Annotated in this window: 14 protein-coding genes, 1 tRNA gene and 3 pseudogenes; 13 read left to right on the top strand and 5 right to left on the bottom strand. The window is 61.5% G+C overall.

The genetic code is table 11. From position 1 onward, the window contains the following. The first annotated feature begins 70 nt into the window (after positions 1-70). Positions 71-970: a DMT family transporter gene (locus X726_RS153475; protein ID WP_245272114.1), complete on the top strand. Its 900-nt coding sequence runs from the start codon at positions 71-73 to the stop codon at positions 968-970. A 36-nt stretch (positions 971-1,006) separates the two neighbouring features. Here X726_RS153475 and X726_RS153480 read toward each other — a convergent pair whose 3' ends face one another. The 3 genes from X726_RS153480 to dapA form a co-directional block, all read right to left on the bottom strand. Continuing rightward, the gene (locus tag X726_RS153480; RefSeq protein ID WP_245260077.1) at positions 1,007-1,759 is read right to left on the bottom strand and encodes a glycoside hydrolase family 25 protein; all 753 of its coding nucleotides are present in this window, start codon (positions 1,757-1,759) and stop codon (positions 1,007-1,009) included. A gap of 70 nt (positions 1,760-1,829) precedes the next feature. Then, positions 1,830-2,309: an SsrA-binding protein SmpB gene (gene smpB / locus X726_RS153485; protein WP_023670226.1), complete on the bottom strand. Its 480-nt coding sequence runs from the start codon at positions 2,307-2,309 to the stop codon at positions 1,830-1,832. A 25-nt stretch (positions 2,310-2,334) separates the two neighbouring features. Beyond that, on the bottom strand, positions 2,335-3,216 hold the full coding sequence (dapA, locus tag X726_RS153490; RefSeq protein ID WP_023670225.1) for a 4-hydroxy-tetrahydrodipicolinate synthase: 882 nt from the start codon (positions 3,214-3,216) through the stop codon (positions 2,335-2,337). 278 nt (positions 3,217-3,494) lie between these two features. Here dapA and X726_RS153495 point away from each other — a divergent pair, with 278 nt between their 5' ends. After that, entirely contained in the window at positions 3,495-5,528 is a 2,034-nt protein-coding gene (locus X726_RS153495) for a lytic transglycosylase domain-containing protein (RefSeq protein WP_023670224.1), read from the top strand. Between the two features lie 310 nt (positions 5,529-5,838). After that, positions 5,839-6,708, top strand: a pseudogene (locus X726_RS0135245) (alpha/beta hydrolase); the annotation flags it as partial. Between the two features lie 89 nt (positions 6,709-6,797). On the opposite strand, the gene X726_RS153500 reads toward X726_RS0135245, so the two are convergent. Continuing rightward, positions 6,798-7,874, bottom strand: a complete 1,077-nt coding sequence (locus X726_RS153500; protein WP_031214965.1) for a site-specific integrase — start codon at positions 7,872-7,874, stop codon at positions 6,798-6,800. A 239-nt stretch (positions 7,875-8,113) separates the two neighbouring features. Continuing rightward, positions 8,114-9,378 (bottom strand): annotated as a pseudogene (locus tag X726_RS153505) (porin). 464 nt (positions 9,379-9,842) lie between these two features. On the opposite strand from X726_RS153505, the gene X726_RS153510 reads away from it, so the two are divergent. From X726_RS153510 to X726_RS153560, 10 genes and pseudogenes are all read left to right on the top strand, one after another. Beyond that, positions 9,843-9,933: transfer RNA gene (locus X726_RS153510), tRNA-Ser, on the top strand. Between the two features lie 248 nt (positions 9,934-10,181). Then, positions 10,182-10,424, top strand: a complete 243-nt coding sequence (locus tag X726_RS153515; protein WP_023670218.1) for a GIY-YIG nuclease family protein — start codon at positions 10,182-10,184, stop codon at positions 10,422-10,424. 123 nt (positions 10,425-10,547) lie between these two features. Continuing rightward, positions 10,548-11,797: pseudogene (locus X726_RS153520) on the top strand (porin). Between the two features lie 249 nt (positions 11,798-12,046). After that, positions 12,047-13,159: a pyridoxal phosphate-dependent aminotransferase gene (locus X726_RS153530; protein WP_023670214.1), complete on the top strand. Its 1,113-nt coding sequence runs from the start codon at positions 12,047-12,049 to the stop codon at positions 13,157-13,159. A 151-nt stretch (positions 13,160-13,310) separates the two neighbouring features. Beyond that, positions 13,311-13,595, top strand: coding sequence for an acylphosphatase (locus tag X726_RS153535; protein ID WP_023670213.1), 285 nt, complete (start codon positions 13,311-13,313; stop codon positions 13,593-13,595). A 69-nt stretch (positions 13,596-13,664) separates the two neighbouring features. Beyond that, the gene (locus X726_RS153540; RefSeq protein ID WP_023670212.1) at positions 13,665-14,321 is read left to right on the top strand and encodes a TetR/AcrR family transcriptional regulator; all 657 of its coding nucleotides are present in this window, start codon (positions 13,665-13,667) and stop codon (positions 14,319-14,321) included. 66 nt (positions 14,322-14,387) lie between these two features. Continuing rightward, positions 14,388-15,551 (top strand): isovaleryl-CoA dehydrogenase, encoded by a 1,164-nt coding sequence (locus X726_RS153545; RefSeq protein ID WP_023670211.1) that lies wholly within the window; start codon positions 14,388-14,390, stop codon positions 15,549-15,551. A 107-nt stretch (positions 15,552-15,658) separates the two neighbouring features. Next, on the top strand, positions 15,659-16,441 hold the full coding sequence (locus X726_RS153550; RefSeq protein ID WP_023670210.1) for a DUF1444 family protein: 783 nt from the start codon (positions 15,659-15,661) through the stop codon (positions 16,439-16,441). Positions 16,442-16,492: 51 nt separating this feature from the next. Next, positions 16,493-18,100 carry a carboxyl transferase domain-containing protein gene (locus X726_RS153555; RefSeq protein ID WP_023670209.1) on the top strand — a complete coding sequence of 536 codons (1,608 nt, stop codon included), beginning with the start codon at positions 16,493-16,495 and terminating at the stop codon, positions 18,098-18,100. Next, on the top strand, positions 18,101-18,631 hold the full coding sequence (locus tag X726_RS153560) for an O-acetyl-ADP-ribose deacetylase (protein WP_023670208.1): 531 nt from the start codon (positions 18,101-18,103) through the stop codon (positions 18,629-18,631). The last annotated feature ends 74 nt before the right edge of the window (positions 18,632-18,705 follow it).

Genomic DNA, 18,705 nt, shown 5'->3' with positions numbered 1-18,705 from the left:
GCGTTTTCAACGAAAGCCGTCTGGAGGAAGTACCCTTCCGCTGGCAGGATCGAGCGGGACAAGAATGCGCGTGACAGAGGACCGAAACACGAAGCCGGCAATCCTTGCTGGCCTGGCCATGATCGGCATCTACGCCGTGCAGTTCGTCGCCGCCCGCTTCAGCCTGCGGGAACATCTGACCGCGACCGATTTGGCAACGTTGCGCTTTGCCGGCGCCGGCATGGTCATGCTGCTGGTCGTCTGGAGAAACGGCCGGGCGACTGGCAAGGCATTGGGCTGGAGGCGTGCCTTGACGCTGGCGGCACTGGCCGGACTGCCCTACCCTATCATCATCAATTGGGGACTGACCTATGCGCCGGCAGCGCATGGTGCCGCACTTTGCCCTGCCTCGATCGTGTTCTTCTCATTCGTGCTGTCGCGCATCGCCACGAGGGAGAAAACCTCGCGCCAGCGAACCATCGGCGTCGCAGCCATCATCGCCGGGCTGATCCTGTTCATTGCACCCGTGCGCACTGGCGGCGGCATGAAGGATGTCCTCTTCGGCGATCTTCTGTTCGTCGGATCCGGCGCGATGTTTGCCACCTATGCCGTTCTCGTGCGGCGCTGGCGCGTCGATCCGGTTGCGGCGACCGCAACGGTGGTGCTGCTGTCATGCGTGCCGCTGCCGTTGCTCTATTTCTTTGCCCCAAGCGGCCTCCGCGCGGCATCAGTGGCCGAGATTGCCAGCCAGATCGTCATTCAAGGGTTTTTGGCAGGTGCGGCCGCCATGTTCCTGTACACCTATATCGTCCGGCAGCTGGGGTCGCAGGCGGCATCGCTGTTCATGCCATGCGTGCCGATCGCAACCGTGCTGATCGCTATGACGGTGCTCGGCGAGACGCCGACCGGCGCCCAGTTCGCCGCCGTACTGATCATGGCCGCGGGGATGGCTTTTTCGGCTCATTCCAGGCCTGTTCCCAAGCCTGCGTAAGACTGCGGATGCCAAACTCAAGGCCAGCTGATTCGTTCAAGGCGATGGAGGCTTTTGCGAAGAGAGCGATGCGGGCGCAGCAAATAGCTCGGCCAGCGTTTGCTGCCCACCCTGCAGGACGTTGAGATCGACATCGCCCTCGATCCCGTCGACACGGCCCATATTGTGGTACTGCCAGTAAATCCAGCCGTCCTCGCTCGGCTTGAACGCCAGCGAGCGCAGCCAGCGCTGCCGCACAGCCATCTGTCCGGCATAGGCGTCCTCAGCCTCGTCGGTCAGGTAGATGATCGCCGGCTTGCCGAACGCAGCTTCAACCGGTCCGAGGAAGGCCTGGAGTTCCGCGCTCAGCTGCTCCGGCGACGGGCGTTGCGGGCAGTTGCCGCCGAATTCGATGTCGACGACCGGCGGCAGCAGCGGCTGGTCGTGCGGCACCACCGCGATGAAATTTTTCGCCTGGTCGGCGCCCGGCCGGCAGAAGGTGAAGAAGTGATAGGCGCCGACGGCAAGTCCGGCCGCGCGCGCCTCGCGCAGGTTTTTGGCGAAGGCATCGTCGACATGGTCGCCGCCCTCGGTCGCCTTGATGACAGCGAAGGCGACATCGTCGGCGGCAACGCGGCGCCAGTCGATTTCACCCTGATGATGGGAAACGTCGATACCCCTGACCGGATAGCTGTCACGATCGGGCGAGAAGGTCCGGAAATAGAAGAAGCCGCCTGCTGCGACGAGGCCGGCAAAGACCAGACTGGCCGCACCCCAGAGGATGATCCGGTTCTTCAAACCTTTCCCCATCGTGTTTTGCTGTTGCAGCTGTTCGAAACTTGAAAGCCGATGTCTGGCTTTTCTGGGGCTGCCTGAGATTCTAGCCGCGTTCCTTCATGAGCCGGCCCTTTTCGCGCGACCAGTCGCGCTGCTTTTCTGTCTCGCGCTTGTCGTGCAGTTTCTTGCCGCGGCCGACGGCGAGCAGCAGCTTGGCACGGCCCTGGTCGTTGAAGTAGATTTTCAGCGGCACCAGCGTCATGCCTTCGCGGTCGATGCTCTGCGCAAGTTTTGCCATCTCGCGCTTGTTGAGCAGCAGCTTGCGGCGCCGTCTGGGCTCATGGTTGAAGCGGTTGGCCTGCAGGTATTCCGGCAGATAGGAATTGATCAGCCAGATCTCGCCGCCCTCCACCGAGGCGTAGCTGTCCTGGATGTTGGCCTGGCCCTGGCGCAGCGACTTGACCTCGGTGCCGGTCAGCACAAGGCCGGCCTCGACCGTGTCGAGCACCTCATAGGAAAACCGCGCCTTGCGGTTTTCCGCAACGGTCTTGTTGTTGGGATCGGCTTTTCTGACCTGGTTCATGATGCGGAGAGGTGGCGCCTCATCCTTAATTTATCAAGCCGGCGTGCTTCATCGCCGCATCGATCTTCTCGGCGGTCGATGGCTCGATCGTTACCAGCGGCGAGCGCACCACGTTCTCGACCTTGCCAATCTTCGACAGCGCGTATTTGACGCCGCACAGGCCGGGCTCGAGGAAGATGGCCTTGTGCAGCGGCAGCAGACGGTCCTGCAATTCCAGCGCCTTGGCGCTGTCGCCGGACAGTGTGGCTTCCTGGAATTCGGCGCACAGCCGCGGCGCGACATTCGACGTCACCGAGATGCAGCCGACACCGCCATGAGCGTTGAAGCCGAGGGCAGAGGCATCCTCACCTGAAAGCTGGATGAACTCCTTGCCGCAGGTGGCGCGCTGTTCGGACACGCGCTCGACCTTGCCGGTGGCATCCTTGACGCCGACGATGTTCTTGAAGTCGTGCGCCAGCCTGCCCATCGTCTCCGGCATCATGTCGATCACCGAGCGCGGCGGGATGTTGTAAATGATGATCGGCAGCTTGGTCGCACTGGCGACGGCAGCGAAATGCTCGTACAAGCCGCGCTGTGTTGGCTTGTTGTAATAAGGCGTGACGACCAGAGCGGCGTCGGCGCCCGCCTGCTCGGCATACTGCACCAGACCGACCGCTTCAGCGGTGTTGTTGGAGCCGGCGCCGGCGACGACCGGAGCGCGGCCCTTGGCCACATCGATGCAGACCTTGACGACATGGCGATGCTCGTCATGCGACAGCGTCGGCGACTCACCGGTGGTGCCGACCGGGACGAGGCCCGTCGTGCCCTCGCCAAGTTGCCATTCGACGAAAGCGCGAAAGGCTTTCTCGTCGAAACGTCCGCTCTTTTCGAACGGCGTCACGAGCGCAGTAAGCGAGCCTCTCAGCATGTCGTCCAACTCCTTGGAACTTGTTTGTTTATGCGTGTCATCGTCCCAAAACCGGTTCCCGCTTTTGGGCGACATGCATCGGGCGCCTTCTAGCCGAAAGCGAAGCCGCGCACCATAGTCTCGACACTGTTGCGCGGCAAGCATGCCGATGGTGCCAGCAAGCGCAATTCGAACGGCCTCGATAACCCTTTGTTTACGAGCTCTTCACGACCTAAGTCTAGGCTCTCGGGCACCTGGGCTTGCCATCTAAAGTGCCGCAACAGGGAAAGATCAGGATCATGCCGGCCAGTCGGCCACTCCGCTTCATATTGCTTGGCGCCGTTGCCCTGCTGATAGTGGGAACGGCGGCAAACGAGAGCGTCGACGAGCAGACGACCTCATCGATCCCGATGCCTGACATGCAAGATGGAGCGCAGACCGATGCGCCCTCCGCCAATATCGCCGTGTTGAAAGGCAGTCTCGACGCGTTGGCGACCGGCGATATCGCCGCGGCACGAGCGGTGCGCGAAACATTGCCGGCCAGTTCGCTGGACCGCCATATCCTGGCCTGGGCGATCGCGCTCTATGGCGGCGACCGTGTGCCGAGCAGCGAGATTGCCGATACCGCAAAGATGTTGCCGAATTGGCCGGGCACCATCGCTCTGCGCAAGAACAGCGAGCGCGCGCTTTATCGCGAAAACCCCTCGCCGCAGACCGTGGTGAAAGCCTTTGACGGCAGCCAGCCGCTGACCTTTCAAGGCGTGGTCATCCTTGCCCGTTCTTATGTAGCTCTTGGCAACACTAAGGCTGCGCTTTCCGTGCTGTCGCCATTCTGGCGCACCGAGAAGCTGGAAGCCAGGGACGAGGCGGCCGTCAGCAAGGAGTTTGGCGCCATCATTCCGGCTGCCGACCATCGTTTCCGCATGGAACGGATGTTTTATGCCGACCGGGAGAATTCGGCACTGCGGGTCGCAGCACTTGCCGGCGCGCAACCGCTGGCCGATGCCTGGGCCGCCGCCTCGCGTGGCGACAAGAACGCGGCCAAGCTGTTGAAAGCGGTGCCTGCCGCGCAGCAATCGGCCGGCTATTTCTTCGCGCAAGCCGAATATCTGCGCAAGCAGCGGAAGTTTGCGGACGCCGCCGCGGTGATGATGAAAGCGCCAACGAACCGCGACGCGCTGGTCGATCCCGATGCCTGGTGGGTCGAGCGCCGCGTGCTGTCGCGCGCACTGGTCGACCAGGGCGACTGGAAGACCGCCTACAAGATCGTTGCCGCGCATGCCGCCGAAAGCCCCGCCAGCGCCGCCGAGGCCGAATTCCACGCCGGCTGGTATGCGTTGCGCGGCCTCAACGATCCTGCGACGGCCTCGACCCATTTTGCCCGCATCGCCGATCTCGCGCAGGGACCGATGTCGCTGTCACGCGCCTATTACTGGCTTGGCCGCGCGGCGGAAGTCGGCGGTCCCGGCAATGCGAAGGATTATTTCACCAAGGCGGCAGCCTATGGCACCACTTTCTACGGGCAGTTGGCGGCGGAACGGGTTGGCTTGCGCACGCTGAACATCGTCTATCCCGAGCCAAGCACTGCCGACCGCCAAAGCTTTGACGGCCGCGAAGCCGTCAGCGCCATCAAGCGGCTGCAGGAGGCGGGCTACGACCGCTATGCCGAGACGCTTTACCGCGACCTCGCCGGGCAGTTGACCAGCCCCGGCGAGCTGGCGCTGCTTGCGGTGCTGGCGGAAAAGCAGGGCAATCATTTCATGGCGCTGAAGATCGGCAAGATCGCCGGCGCGCGCGGCATCGATGTCGGCGCGCTGTCGCATCCGCTGGGCGTCATTCCCGACACCGCCGACATTTCCGGTTCGGGCAAGGCGCTGGCTTATGCGATCGCCCGCCAGGAAAGCGAATTCAATGTCGGCGCCGTCTCCAGTGCCGGCGCGCGTGGCCTGCTGCAGCTGATGCCGGGCACCGCCAAGCAATTGGCGAAGAAGGCAGGACTGAGCTTTTCCCAGGATCGGCTGACCAGCGATGCCGGTTACAATGCGACGCTGGGGGCTGCCTTCCTTGGCGAGCAGCTCGACCGCTTCGGCGGCTCCTATGTGCTGACCTTCGCCGGCTACAATGCCGGCCCTAACCGCGCCAGCCAATGGGTAGCCAAGTACGGCGACCCGCGCGGCAAGGGCATCGACGCCGTCGTCGACTGGATCGAGCGAATTCCCTACACCGAAACAAGAAGTTACGTGCAGCGCGTGATGGAGAATTACGAGGTCTACAAGATGCGCATTTCGGGGAAGTACGATATCGTTGGGGATTTGGTGAACGGAAGAGGCTGAGGCCGCAGAGCTGTCGCCACGGGCAGACGTTGGCGATCCTTCGCGCCCCCCTCTGGCCTGCCGGCCATCTCCCCCACGAGTGGGGAGATCAGCTTCGTTGCCGATTTCGCCAATCTCCAACGTCGAAGGAAGGGCGTAGCGCCGGAACCGCCAATCTCCCCCCTCGTGGGGGAGATGTCTGGCAGGACAGAGGGGGGCGCTGTCCCTCCGACATTTCCAAGAGTGTCAGCTTGCCGACAACCCTCGATTTGACCGCTCCCACCCTCGCCTGTAGCAGACGGAGACAATCCGGGCAGGGAGTCCTTTCAATATGTCGAGCACCGACGGCTTTTCCGATTTCTTCTACACAGCGCCGGACGGCCTCAGACTTCACGCTCGCATCTACGGTGAGACAAACTCGGGAACCTCGCCGGTGGTCTGCCTGCCCGGCCTGACCCGCAACGCGCGCGATTTCCATGAGCTGGCGCTTTATCTGTCGCGGACCGACAATCCGCGCAAGGTCATCGCCTTCGACTATCGCGGGCGCGGCCAGTCCGCTTACGACCCTGATATCGGCCATTACACTATCGGCATCGAGGCCGGCGATGTCCTCGCCGGGCTGGCTGCCCTGGACATCGAGGAAGCGGCCTTCATCGGCACATCGCGTGGCGGACTGATCATCCACGTGCTCGGCGCGCTGCGGCCAGCCATACTGAAAGCCATAGTGCTGAACGACATCGGACCGGTGATCGAGGCAGCGGGGTTGGCCCATATCCAAACCTATCTCGACCCGGCACCGAAACCGAAGAGCCGCGCTGAGGCGATCGATGCGCAACGCGTCGCGCACGGGGCGGATTTTCCCGCTCTGACCGAGGCGGATTGGGAGCGGATGGTGTCGGCGCTCTACCGCGAGACGGACGAAGGCCTCCTGCTGCCGGATTTCGACCCCCAACTGGTCGAGACGGTGGCGGGCCTCGACCTCAGCAAGCCGTTGCCGGATCTGTGGCCGCAGTTCGAGGCGCTGGCGGCGATACCTTTGCTTGCCATTCGCGGCGCCAACTCGAAACTCTTGTCGGCCGACACACTCGACGAGATGCAAAAGCGTCATCCCGGCATGGAAGCGATCACCGTCGAGGGCCAGGGCCATGCCCCCTTCCTGGAGACAGGCAACCTGCCGGGCGCTATCGCGGCCTTCGTGGATGGAGCATCAAATACGGCCCAGAAAAAAGTAACCCCAAGATCAAATATGATCCTGGGGTTGCCTTGGCAGTATATGAAAGCCTTGGGTAACTATTTGGCTTTCGAGCTTTTCCGGGGCGTCTTGGGTGCCTTCGCCGCTGCCGCTTTGCCCTTTTGGGCAGGCGCTGGCACTGAGGCCGTGGTCAGCGGCGATGCGAAGGCGGAGTTTTTTCCATCGCCGGACAGCCCTTCGCCGCGGGGCGTTTCCAGCACGACGACGCAGCCGTCGAGATCGTTGGTGGCCAGATGCGCATAGCGCATGGTCATCGAAAGCGTCTGGTGGCCGAGCCACATCTGTACGCGCCGGATATCGATGCCGCCCTGGACCAGACGCGACGCGCAGGTGTGGCGCAAGATGTGCGGCACCACCTGGTCGTCGGCGCCGAGACCGACTTCGGCCTTGGCATCGTTCCAGATGGCGCGAAACTGCGCCTGGCTGAGTTTGGTGAACGGACCCTTGGGCCGGCGGCCCTCCGACGGGGGCAGTTTGATGACCTCCTTGACCCGCTCGGTCATCGGGATGGTGCGGCTGCGGCCGGATTTGGTGATCCAGAACGAGACGCGATGTTCCTGGATATCGTTCCAGATCAGTCCGAGCGCCTCGCCGAGGCGGCAACCGCTGTCGACGAGAAAGACCGAGAGACGGTAGGCGTCTTCGCTGCGGGTCCTGATGGCGGCGAACAGCCTTGCTTCTTCGTCCCTTTCGAGGAAACGAATCCGTCCCGCCCGCTCCTTCTGGCGGCGGAACTCGGGCAGGCTGTGGATATCCCCCATCTTGTAAGCCTTGCGCAGTAGTTTGCTGAGGGCAGCCATCTTTCGATTGATGGTTGCGTTGCTGTTGCCGCGCTGGCGCAAGGTGCCGATAAGATTGTCCAGGGTGCTCTGGTCGAAGGCGCTGAACCGTTCTCCTAGGAGAATCTCGTCTATTTCGCCGATGAAGGAGCTGACATTGTATTTATGTCGCCCATCATCCCAGAGTATGTCTCGGTATGCTGAAAAAAGCTCTCCGACCCGGTGCGACTTTACTTCTCTGATTTTGTTGTAGCTGTATCTTATCTTCGCATTTTGAGAAGAGAACATTGAGAAATGTTCGGAGGGGTCGCCCTCTTGTATCGCGTCGATGGTCATAAATTGCCACACCCCCGAGTGGATAGGGTCAGACCTACCCGCTTGGAAGCGTCCTTTCAAGAGATTTAATCACGCAGTTGTGAATTCATCCGCCCATCAGCGAATCCCACGAACTCACCCTACGGACTGTTCAGCTGCCGATTCCCCCTGTTCCTTCTGCTTGTCTTGACCCAGTCGCGAACAGAACAGCCCGGGCGTTGAAGCGCCCGGGCTGGTATTCACTTATCTAAAGCCAGCCCTTAGAACGAGCGCTGGAAGCGAAGCATGCCGCCGACGTTGCTCTTCTTATCGGCATTGGTCCAGTTGTGGTTGTTGCCAAGGGTATTGACCTCGTCGATGCTGCCTGCATTGAGGTAGTCGACTTCGGCCGTGACCGTAAAGCCTGGGACAACATCGTAAGCGATGTTGGCTGCGACACCGAGGTTCTCACCTTCGTCATACGAGACCTGGACGTTGAACGAGGTCTTCTCGTTGATGGTGTAAGTGCCACCACCCCAGACTGCCCAGTTGCCATCCCACTGCTTGTAGAAGCCGCGGCCGCCAGCTGCGAACGCGTAGCTCGGATCCGTGTAGTTGTCGTCGGTGCCGTAGCCGCCCATGATGAACAGCGACAGGTTCTGCATCGGGGTGATGTCCAGGCGAACCTTGCCGGCGACTTCTTCATAGTTGCTGTCATAAGCGAGCACGCCGGTGATGGAGCCCCAGCCCTGCGTGTACTTCACGCCGCCGACGACATGCGGAACGTAGCTGTCGATCGTACCCTTGCCGTAGGAACCGTACGAGCCGTCGCCCGAGCCTTCCTCAAGCGAGAGAACGGCGGAGAAGCCGTTGCCAGCGTCGAAGTAGTACTGGATGACGTTGGTGTCGAAATCGCCGTAGGGAACCAGCGTATCCTGGATGACGTTGCCGGCGTAGCCAATGAACGTGTTGAACGCCGATTCGTCCTTACCGACGCGCAGACCGCCGAGCTGGATCCAGGCGAAATTCAGCGAAACGCCCGAGTTGCCAGCAAAATTGTCATCGTCGGTGTCATTGGCGGCATAGTCGTTGCGGTTGCCGAAATTCCAGCGGGTCTCGGTGTAGGTCTTCAAGGTGCCGAGCTCGGTTTCCTGGCCGGTCCAGGTCTTCAGTGCGAAGCGGGCCTTCTTGCGCCAAGTGTCGTTCTCGTCGCCATCCTTCGCGTCGAAGGTCTTTGCACCATCGAACGAACCGACATCGCCACCGCTGATGTCGTAACGGACATAGCCGCCGATGCGCAGGCAGGTTTCGGTGCCGGGGATATAGAAGTAGCCCGAGCCGTAAACGTCGCAAATCTTGACGTATTCAGCCGGTTCCGGCTCGGCGACGACGACGGCGTCGGCGGCGCGCGCACCGGAAACTGCGATCANATCTTGACGTATTCAGCCGGTTCCGGCTCGGCGACGACGACGGCGTCGGCGGCGCGCGCACCGGAAACTGCGATCAGGGCCGCAGCGGAGCCGAGAAGAAGGCTCTTAATGTTCATTTTCTGACCTCCAGTCAAAAGTTAAAAAACGGGTCTGGGTATTCTTTGCTGAAGGACAGCGTTCCCTGCCCCATCCCCACTACCGAAAAAGATGCGCACCGCGCCGCTCCTTCGAAATCGACATTACCCATGAGGCGGCGTCGTTCAACCACGATCGTACCGGCGAAAGGGCTATGCGGGCGCTATCCCCATGCGTTGTTGCACAAATGACACGATTTGGCCTCAGTCAGAAAGCTCTCATTAACTATCGAAGGGCCCGGAAGCCTTTGCCGCAGCGCCCGAATGCGGCCGAATCCGGCGACGACCGGCCGAGATTGCGGCCATGTCGCCGACTCGCCAGCCAGGGAACCGCCGCAGATTCGCCGCATGCAAAAGGCGGCGCTGCGGCCAAACCCGGAATTTTCAGAGATAATGGCGCCGGCTTGTTGATTGTGCCCGCGCTTTTCTTTATCCAGCGGCGCAACGGAGAGGTGGCCGAGTGGTCGAAGGCGCTCCCCTGCTAAGGGAGTAGAGGTCAAAAGCTTCTCGTGGGTTCGAATCCCATCCTCTCCGCCATCCTGCTTCGCTCTTCGAGCTTCGCAGGACAAGCCCAACCCTCAGCGCGAAGCAGGATGGCGGAGAGGATGCCCTCCGAAGCCTTGGCGTAGGAGGGCCGCCGCACAGCGTGAGCCCAGAGAATCCCTTGCAAAATTCGATTGGCAGTCCTGCTTCGCTCTTCGAGCTTCGCAGGACAAGCCCACCTCAGCGCGAAGCAGGATGGCGGAGAGGATGCCCTCCGAAGCCCCGGCAAAGGAGAGCAGCTCATGTGGTATGTGTATCTTCTGGAGAGTACGGCTGCGGAAGGCGAACGCTATATCGGCATAACGACGGACCTGAAACGACGGCTCGTCGAGCACAATGCGGGGAAATCCAGCCATACATCCAAGTTTCTGCCGTGGCGGATCGTCACCTATATGGCCTTTTCGAACCAGGCCAAGGCAGCTTCATTCGAGCGCTATCTCAAATCCGGTTCAGGGCATGCTTTCGCCAACAAGCGCCTGTGGTGATGGCCGCATCACCTGCCGCAAAGGTCCATTATTTCATTAAACTTCAACAATAACAATTGGTTACAGAGAAAACGCCTGTCGCCGGCTTCACTGTCTTGTTCGATTCTGACTGGAGGTCAGAAAATGAACATTAAGAGCCTTCTTCTCGGCTCCGCTGCGGCCTTGATCGCAGTTTCCGGTGCGCGCGCCGCCGACGCCGTCGTCGTCGCCGAGCCGGAACCGGCTGAATACGTCAAGATNTGATCGCAGTTTCCGGTGCGCGCGCCGCCGACGCCGTCGTCGTCGCCGAGCCGGAACCGGCTGAATACGTCAAGATCTGCGACGTCTACGGCGCCGGCTACTTCTACATTCCCGGCACCGAAACCTGCCTGCGCATCGGCGGCTATGTCCGTTACGACATCGGTGCCGGCGACGTCGGCTCGTTCGACGGTGCGAGGTCCTTCGACCATAAGGATGGCGACGAGCAGGATACCTTCTACAAGAACGCCCGTTTCACGCTGAAGACCTGGACCGGCCAGGAAACCGAACTCGGCACCTTGAAGACCTACACCGAGACCCGCTTCAACTTCGGCAACCGCAACGGCTACCCCTCGGCAGACGATCCGGCCACGGAAGCAGACGAGTTCAACTCCAACCCTGCCGGCAACAAGAACGTTTCGCTGAACTTCGCCTGGATCCAGCTTGGTGGCCTGCGCGTCGGTAAAGACGAATCGGCCTTCGACACGTTCATCGGCTATGCCGGCAACGTCCTCCAGGATACGCTGGTTCCCTACGGCGATTTCGATACCAACGTGGTCCAGTACTACTTCGATGCGGGCAACGGCTTCTCGGCCGTCGTCTCTCTCGAAGAAGGTTCGGGCTTCGACACGATCGACAGCTACGTTCCGCATGTCGTCGGCGGTCTGAAGTATACTCAGGGCTGGGGCGCCATCACCGGCGTCGTCGCGTACGACAGCAACTATGAAGAAGTTGCCGGCAAGGTGCGTTTGGACATCACCCCGATGCAGAACCTGTCGCTGTTCATCATGGGCGGCTACGGCACCGACGACAATTTGACGGACTCGAGCTATGCGATCGACGCCGGCGGCCGCGGCTTCTACAAGCAGTGGGGCGGCAACTGGGCTTTCTGGGGTGGTGGCACCTACACCATCAACGAGAAGACCTCGTTCAATGCCCAGGTCTCGTATGACGAATGGAAGAATCTCGGTGTTGCCGCCAACATCGCCTACGACGTTGTTCCCGGCTTCACGGTCACGGCCGAAGTCGACTACCTCAACGCAGGCAAGTTCGACGACGCCAACTTCTCCAACTTTACCGATGCCGACAAGAAGAGCAGCATCGGCGGTCTCCTCCGCTTCCAGCGCTCGTTCTAAGACGCTCAGCCTGGCTGAAAAGCAAACCCGGCGGGCAACCGCCGGGTTTTTTTTAAGCATCCGTCGCCATGTCATTGGCTGCAGTGGCCTTCAAAAGGCTGCCGCCTACCGGCAGTCAGGTCGTAGAGCGTGGCCACCCGCGCCGATTTCATCCCGGGCGTCATGGCCACTATTTCCAGCCGCGCCAGAACTTGCGCCGTCCTATCGGGCACGCTAGCAAGAAGACCCATCTTCTCGTGAGCCTTTGCCATGCGCCAGCGCCCTGCCCTCACGCCGCTTGTCGGCGCGCTTCCCTCGACGGTGCCGTTTGTCGGCCCGGAAGCGCAGGAGCGCGAGCGCGGCCGCGCCTTTCGCGCCCGCATCGGCGCCAATGAGAGCAGCTTCGGGCCTTCGCCGCGCGTCATCGCGCGCATGGAGAGCGTCGCGCGTGACCAGTGGATGTATTGCGACCCCGACAATTATGACCTGAAGCAGGCGGCGGCCCTCCATCTCGGCATCGGCGCCGAAAACGTCGTGGTCGGCGAAGGCATAGACGGGTTGCTCAGCCTGGTGGCGCGCATGTATGCGGCGCCCGGCGACGCGGTGGTCACCTCGCTCGGCGCCTATCCGACGTTCAATTTCCACATTGCCGGCGTCGGCGGCCAGCTGGTCACGGTTCCTTACGAGAACGACAAGGAAAGTCTGGACGGCCTGCTCAAGGCCGTCGTCCGGGAAAAGGCGCCGCTGGTCTATCTCTCCAACCCGGACAACCCCATGGGCAGCTGGTGGGATGCAAGCGAGATCATCGCCTTCATTGAAGCCCTGCCGGAAACCACCATGCTGGTGTTCGACGAGGCCTATGGCGAATTGGGACCGGCCTCGGCGCTGCCGCCGATCGACGTCGCGCGGCCCAACGTCATCCGCATGCGCACCTTCTCCAAGGCCTATGGGCTGGCCGGCATACGTTGCGGCTACGCGGTGGCCGAGGCTGAGGTGATCCGCGATTTCGAGAAGATCCGCAACCATTACGGCGTCAGCCGCATGGCGCAAATCGCCGCCGTCGAGGCGCTGGCCGACCAGAACTGGCTGCACAGCGTGGTGGCGCGAGTCGCGGCCGGCCGCACACGCATCGCCGGGATTGCGGAGACGAACGGCCTGAAGCCGCTGCCATCGGCGACCAATTTCGTCACCATCGATTGCGGCAAGGATGGCGTCTTCGCGCTCAAGGTGCTGCAAAATCTTTTGTCGCGCGACGTGTTCATTCGCAAACCGATGGCGCCAGGGCTCGACCGTTGCATCCGGGTCAGCGTCGGCCTCGATCATGAACTCGACATCTTTGCCGAGGAACTGCCCGGCGCACTCGCCGCGGCGCAGGGAAACTAGCCCGGCCGATTGCCATCGCGACAGAGCCTGCCGACGCCGCCAAAAGCCACGATAGAATCAGCCGCGACCCGTCGATCCAGCAGCAATCCAACCGTTCAAGACTGTTGCTTTCGTCCGATTCCGCGCCAGTTTCTGTGCATGGGAGGCAACGATGGATGACCGGCAAAGGGCAGTGCAGGCGCGTGTGCATGGCAAGGTGCAAGGCGTCGGCTACCGGCTGTGGGCCCGGCGCGAAGCGATAGGGCTTGGCCTCGTAGGCTGGGTGCGCAATGAACGAGATGGCACGGTGACGACCTCGATTGCCGGGGCCGATGCTGCGGTTTCGACAATGATCGAACGGCTGCGGCAAGGACCAACGGGATCCTCGGTTTCGAAGGTCGAGACCGAGGAATTCGAAGTCCTCGACGCGCCCGTGGACTACCGGATCATCGTTTAGACGGTTCTTATCGCCCACTTGAATTAATTGAACGTTCGTTTTATTCTTGCTGCATTCAGGGAGGCGATCATGGCGCGCACCACGGGATCCGATGGCGAAAAGACTGAAGCGGCCGTCCGAGAGGCAGCGGTCAGCCTGATCGCCCGCTTCGGCTATGAGGCGATGTCGATGCGGCAGCTTGCCGCCGAGGTCGGCGTTCAGGCCGCCGCGCTCTACCGCTATTTTCCGACCAAGGAAGACCTCCTGTTCACGCTGATGCGCGAGCATATGGAAGGGCTGATCGAAGCGTGGGACGCCGCACGCCCCGATGCCGCCGATCCGGCAACGCGGCTTGCCGCCTATGTCGAAAACCACATCGCTTTCCACATCGAGCGCCGCCACTCCACCCATGTCTCGAACATGGAATTGCGCAGCCTGTCGCATGAACGGCTGACGCAGATCCTGCGCATGCGCACCGCCTATGAGAAGGAGTTGCGCGCCATCCTGCGCGACGGCGCGGAGGCCGGCGCCTTCAGTGTCGATGACACCGGGCTCACTGCCATGGCCCTGATCCAGATGATGACCGGCGTCATCGTCTGGTTCCGGCCGGGCGAGCGGCTGTCGATGGCTGAAGTCACGGCGACATATCTTTCAATGACAATGCGCCTGGTTGGCGCGAAGATCGAATACAAGACCTACAGCACCGCGCGTCACTTCGGACGCGCAAAGGACGCTGTAGCATTTTGAGTTTGCGCATGATCCTTTCCGAAAATCGAAGTCGATTTTCGGGGTCATGCGGCAGGAGGGAACGGCATGTACACGAACACACTCAGCTTCGGGCATGACGAGGACATCGAGGCGCTGCGCGATCTGGTGCGCCGCTTTGCCCAGGAGAAAATAGCGCCGATTGCTGCCGAGATCGACCGCAGCAATCAATTCCCCACGCATCTGTGGAAAGAACTGGGCGCGCTCGGCCTTCTCGGCATCACCGCCGATCCCGATTTCGGCGGCAGCGGCATGGGCTATCTCGCCCATGTCATCGCGGTGGAAGAGATTTCGCGCGCCTCGGGCTCGGTCGGCCTCTCCTACGGCGCCCATTCAAACCTCTGCGTCAACCAGATCAACCGCTGGGCGACGCCGGCGCAGAAGGAGAAATTCCTGCCGGCATTGTGCTCGGGCGAAAGGACAGGTGCGCTGGCCATGTCGGAATCGGGCGCCGGTTCCGACGCCGTCTCGCTCAAGCTGCGCGCCGAAAAGCGCAACGACCGCTATGTGCTCAACGGCTCGAAAATGTGGATCACCAACGGCCCCGATGCCGAAACGCTGGTGGTCTACGCCAAGACCGATCCCGAGCGGAAATCGCGCGGCATCACCGCCTTCATCGTCGAAAAGACGATGGCCGGCTTCTCGGCATCGCCAAAGCTCGACAAGCTCGGCATGCGCGGCTCCAACACCGGCGAACTGGTGTTCGACAATGTCGAGGTGCCCTATGACAATGTGCTGCATGAGGAGGGCCGCGGCGTCGAGGTCCTGATGTCGGGCCTCGACTACGAGCGCACCGTGCTCGCCGGCGGACCGCTCGGGCTCATGGCGGCCTGTCTCGACGTGGCGATCCCCTATGTGCATGAGCGCAAGCAGTTCGGCCAGCCGATCGGCGAGTTCCAGCTCGTGCAGGGCAAACTTGCAGACATGTATTCGACGATGAACGCCGCGCGCGCTTACGTTTATGCTGTCGCGGCTGCCTGCGATCGCGGCCAGACGACACGCAAGGATGCTGCCGGCTGCGTGCTGTTTGCCGCCGAAAAGGCGACGCTGATGGCGCTCGACGCCATCCAGCTGCTTGGCGGCAACGGCTATACCAACGAGTACCCGACCGGCCGGCTGTTGCGCGACGCCAAGCTCTACGAGATCGGCGCCGGGACCAGTGAGATTCGCCGCTGGCTGATCGGACGCGAGATCATGGCGGAGGGGGTTTAGTGCCTGCCAAGATGGCAGGCTGTTGTTTTGCGGGTATCGAGAGACAAGTAGGGCGATAGATGGTTACGTCATCGGGACATCCAGTCACAAGGCGGGGGATATTTGCGATGGCTTTGTTTTCCACAATCGCTGGCTTTCTCGGGCGCGCGAAGGCTCAGAAGCGTCGCTTTTCTAATATGGCGGAATTCAGAGAGCTCGTAATTGCCGAACTCAAACGGCAGCCAGGTGTCGATAGCGCTGTCGCAGACCCATCGGATCCTGCAAAAATCGGTGCAAAACTCGATGGCGCAGAAGTGACGGCAGACGTCACAAACGTGTTCGGGCACTTGAACTCATACCCCGACGAAGACGCCGATGCGGCCATACGCAGGCTAGTCCGAGGCCTCGCCGAAATACGACCTAGGGCGAGTGAAGAAAGTCTGATCGCGGTGATACGGACCCAGCAGTATGTCGAGCACCTCAGATCGATGGGTCTGGATTTATTGTGCGAACCGCTGGTTGGTGAAATTGCGGTCGTATACATGGCCGACCTTCCCGATTCAGTCTCACCTGTTGCTCCGAAGGACTTCCCCGGCCGGGCGCTTTCGGATTTGCGCGATGTCGCACTAGGCAATGTGAAGAAATGGCTGCCGAAAATTGTCTCCGACGGCCAGATTGGCACATTTTATCTCTATTACGTCGACGGCAATACGATGCTCTCCACGAGCCTTGTGCTGCTCGACGAGTTCTGGCTGTCGATCAAAGCACAGTTTCCCGGCGATGTTTTATTTGCGCTGCCGCGCCGGGATCAATTGTTCATCTTCGATGCGAGCAATCCGAAGGCCCAAAGCGCGGCCAGACAGATGATCGACGTCACGTTCGAGGATGGGCTTCAATCTGCTATCCGATAAAATTTTCGAACGCCGCAACGGCAAACTCCTAGCGCAGGTGTAGAGATCGATATGGCCGTACTCCAAACCCAGATCTCGCCCTCCTCCGAAACCTACCTCGCCAATGCCGAGCGCATGCGGGCGCTGGTTGCCGACATTGCGGACAAGGCGGCAAGCGTCGAGCGCGGTGGCTCGGAGGAGGCGCGCGAGCGTCATGTTTCGCGCGGCAAGCTGTTGCCGCGCGAGCGGCTGGCGCAGTTGCTCGACACCGGCTCGCCTTTCCTCGAGATCGGCCAGTTCGCGGCATGGTCCATGTATGGCGAGGAGATTTCCTCGGCCGGCCTCATCGCCGGCGTCGGCCGTGTCGAAGGCACCGAGGTGATGGTCGTGGTCAACGACGCCACGGTGAAGGGCGGCACCTATTATCCGCTGACGGTGAAGAAGCATTTGCGGGCGCAGGAGATCGCGCTGCAAAACAATCTGCCTTGCGTCTATCTGGTCGACAGCGGCGGCGCCAACCTGCCCAACCAGGACGAGGTGTTTCCCGACCGCGAGCATTTCGGCCGCATCTTCTACAACCAGGCCAACATGTCGGCGGCCGGCATTCCGCAGATCGCCTGCGTCATGGGCTCATGTACTGCGGGCGGCGCCTATGTGCCGGCAATGTCGGACGAGACGATCATGGTGCGCAACCAGGCGACCATTTTTCTCGGCGGCCCGCCGCTGGTGAAGGCGGCTACGGGCGAAGATGTCAGCGCCGAGGAGCTTGGCGGCGCCGACGTGCACACCAGGCTGTCCGGTGTCGCCGACCACTATGCGCTGGACGACGAACATGCGCTGGCCATCTGCCGGCGCATCGTCAAAAACCTCAACCGGCGCAAGACTGTAAGCTTGACCTTACAGAAACCCATGCCGCCGCTTCATGACGCGCAGGAACTCTACGGCATCGTGCCGACGGATCTGCGCCAGCCCTATGATGTGCGCGAGGTGATCGCGCGCGTCGTCGACGGCTCCGAGTTCGACGAGTTCAAGCAGAATTACGGCACCACGCTGGTCACCGGCTTTGCCCATCTTCAGGGCATGCCGGTCGGCATCATCGCCAACAATGGCGTGCTGTTTTCCGAAAGTGCTGTGAAGGGCGCGCATTTCATCGAACTGTGCTGCCAGCGCAAGATCCCGCTGATCTTCCTGCAGAACATCACCGGCTTCATGGTCGGGCGAAAGTACGAGGCCGGCGGCATCGCCAAGGACGGCGCCAAGCTGGTGATGGCGGTTGCCACCGCCAAGGTGCCGAAGGTGACGATGATCATCGGCGGGTCGTTCGGCGCCGGCAATTACGGCATGTGCGGCCGCGCCTACTCGCCGCGCTTCCTGTGGATGTGGCCGAACGCGCGCATTTCGGTGATGGGCGGCGAACAGGCGGCGACCGTGCTGGCGGTGGTCAAGCGCGAGGGCATCGAGCGCAAGGGCGGTGAGTGGAGCGCGGACGAGGAAGCGAAATTCAAGAAGCCGATCCTGATGAAATACGAGCATGAGGGCCACCCGCTCTACTCCTCGGCGCGGCTGTGGGACGACGGCATCATCGATCCGGGGAAAACGCGCGAAGTGCTCGCGCTCAGCCTTTCGGCCGCGCTCAACGCCGACATCGAAGAAACGAAGTTCGGCGTGTTCAGGATGTAGATGAGCAAGTTCGGCGAACGGATACATGTCCACACCGGCGACATCACCAGGCTTGCGGTCGATGCCATCGTCAACGCCGCCAATTCCTCGCTGCTGGGCGGCGGCGGCGTCGACGGCGCCATTCACCGCGCCGCAGGCCCGGAGCTCGAATTCGAATGCCGGATGCTGAACGGCTGCAAGGTCGGCGAAGCAAAGCTTACCAAGGGCTATCACCTGCCGGCACGTTACATCATCCACACGGTCGGACCTGTCTGGCAAGGCGGCGGAAAAGGCGAAGCCGGGCTGCTCGCCTCCTGCTATATCAGGTCGCTCGAAATCGCCGCCGCCAGGGATTGCCGGACCGTGGCATTTCCGGCGATCTCCACCGGCATCTACCGTTATCCGAAAAATGAGGCGACGCAGATTGCCGTTGGCATCGCAGGTACCTTCGTCGGACAGAACTCAACGCCCGAAACAGTTATTTTCTGCTGCTTCGACGAGCCAACAGCTCAACTATACCGACAAGCCGTTGCTGCCATTGAAGGATGCTAGTCTGCATGGATAAGATGGTTCATCCACCTACGCAAAATAAATTTTCGGTGAGCAGGCTGGCGGCACTGGAGAAT

This window comes from Mesorhizobium sp. LSJC285A00 (genome assembly GCF_000503155.1).
In the GTDB taxonomy this organism is placed as follows: domain Bacteria; phylum Pseudomonadota; class Alphaproteobacteria; order Rhizobiales; family Rhizobiaceae; genus Mesorhizobium.
This window is presented reverse-complemented; position numbering and strand designations above follow the sequence as displayed.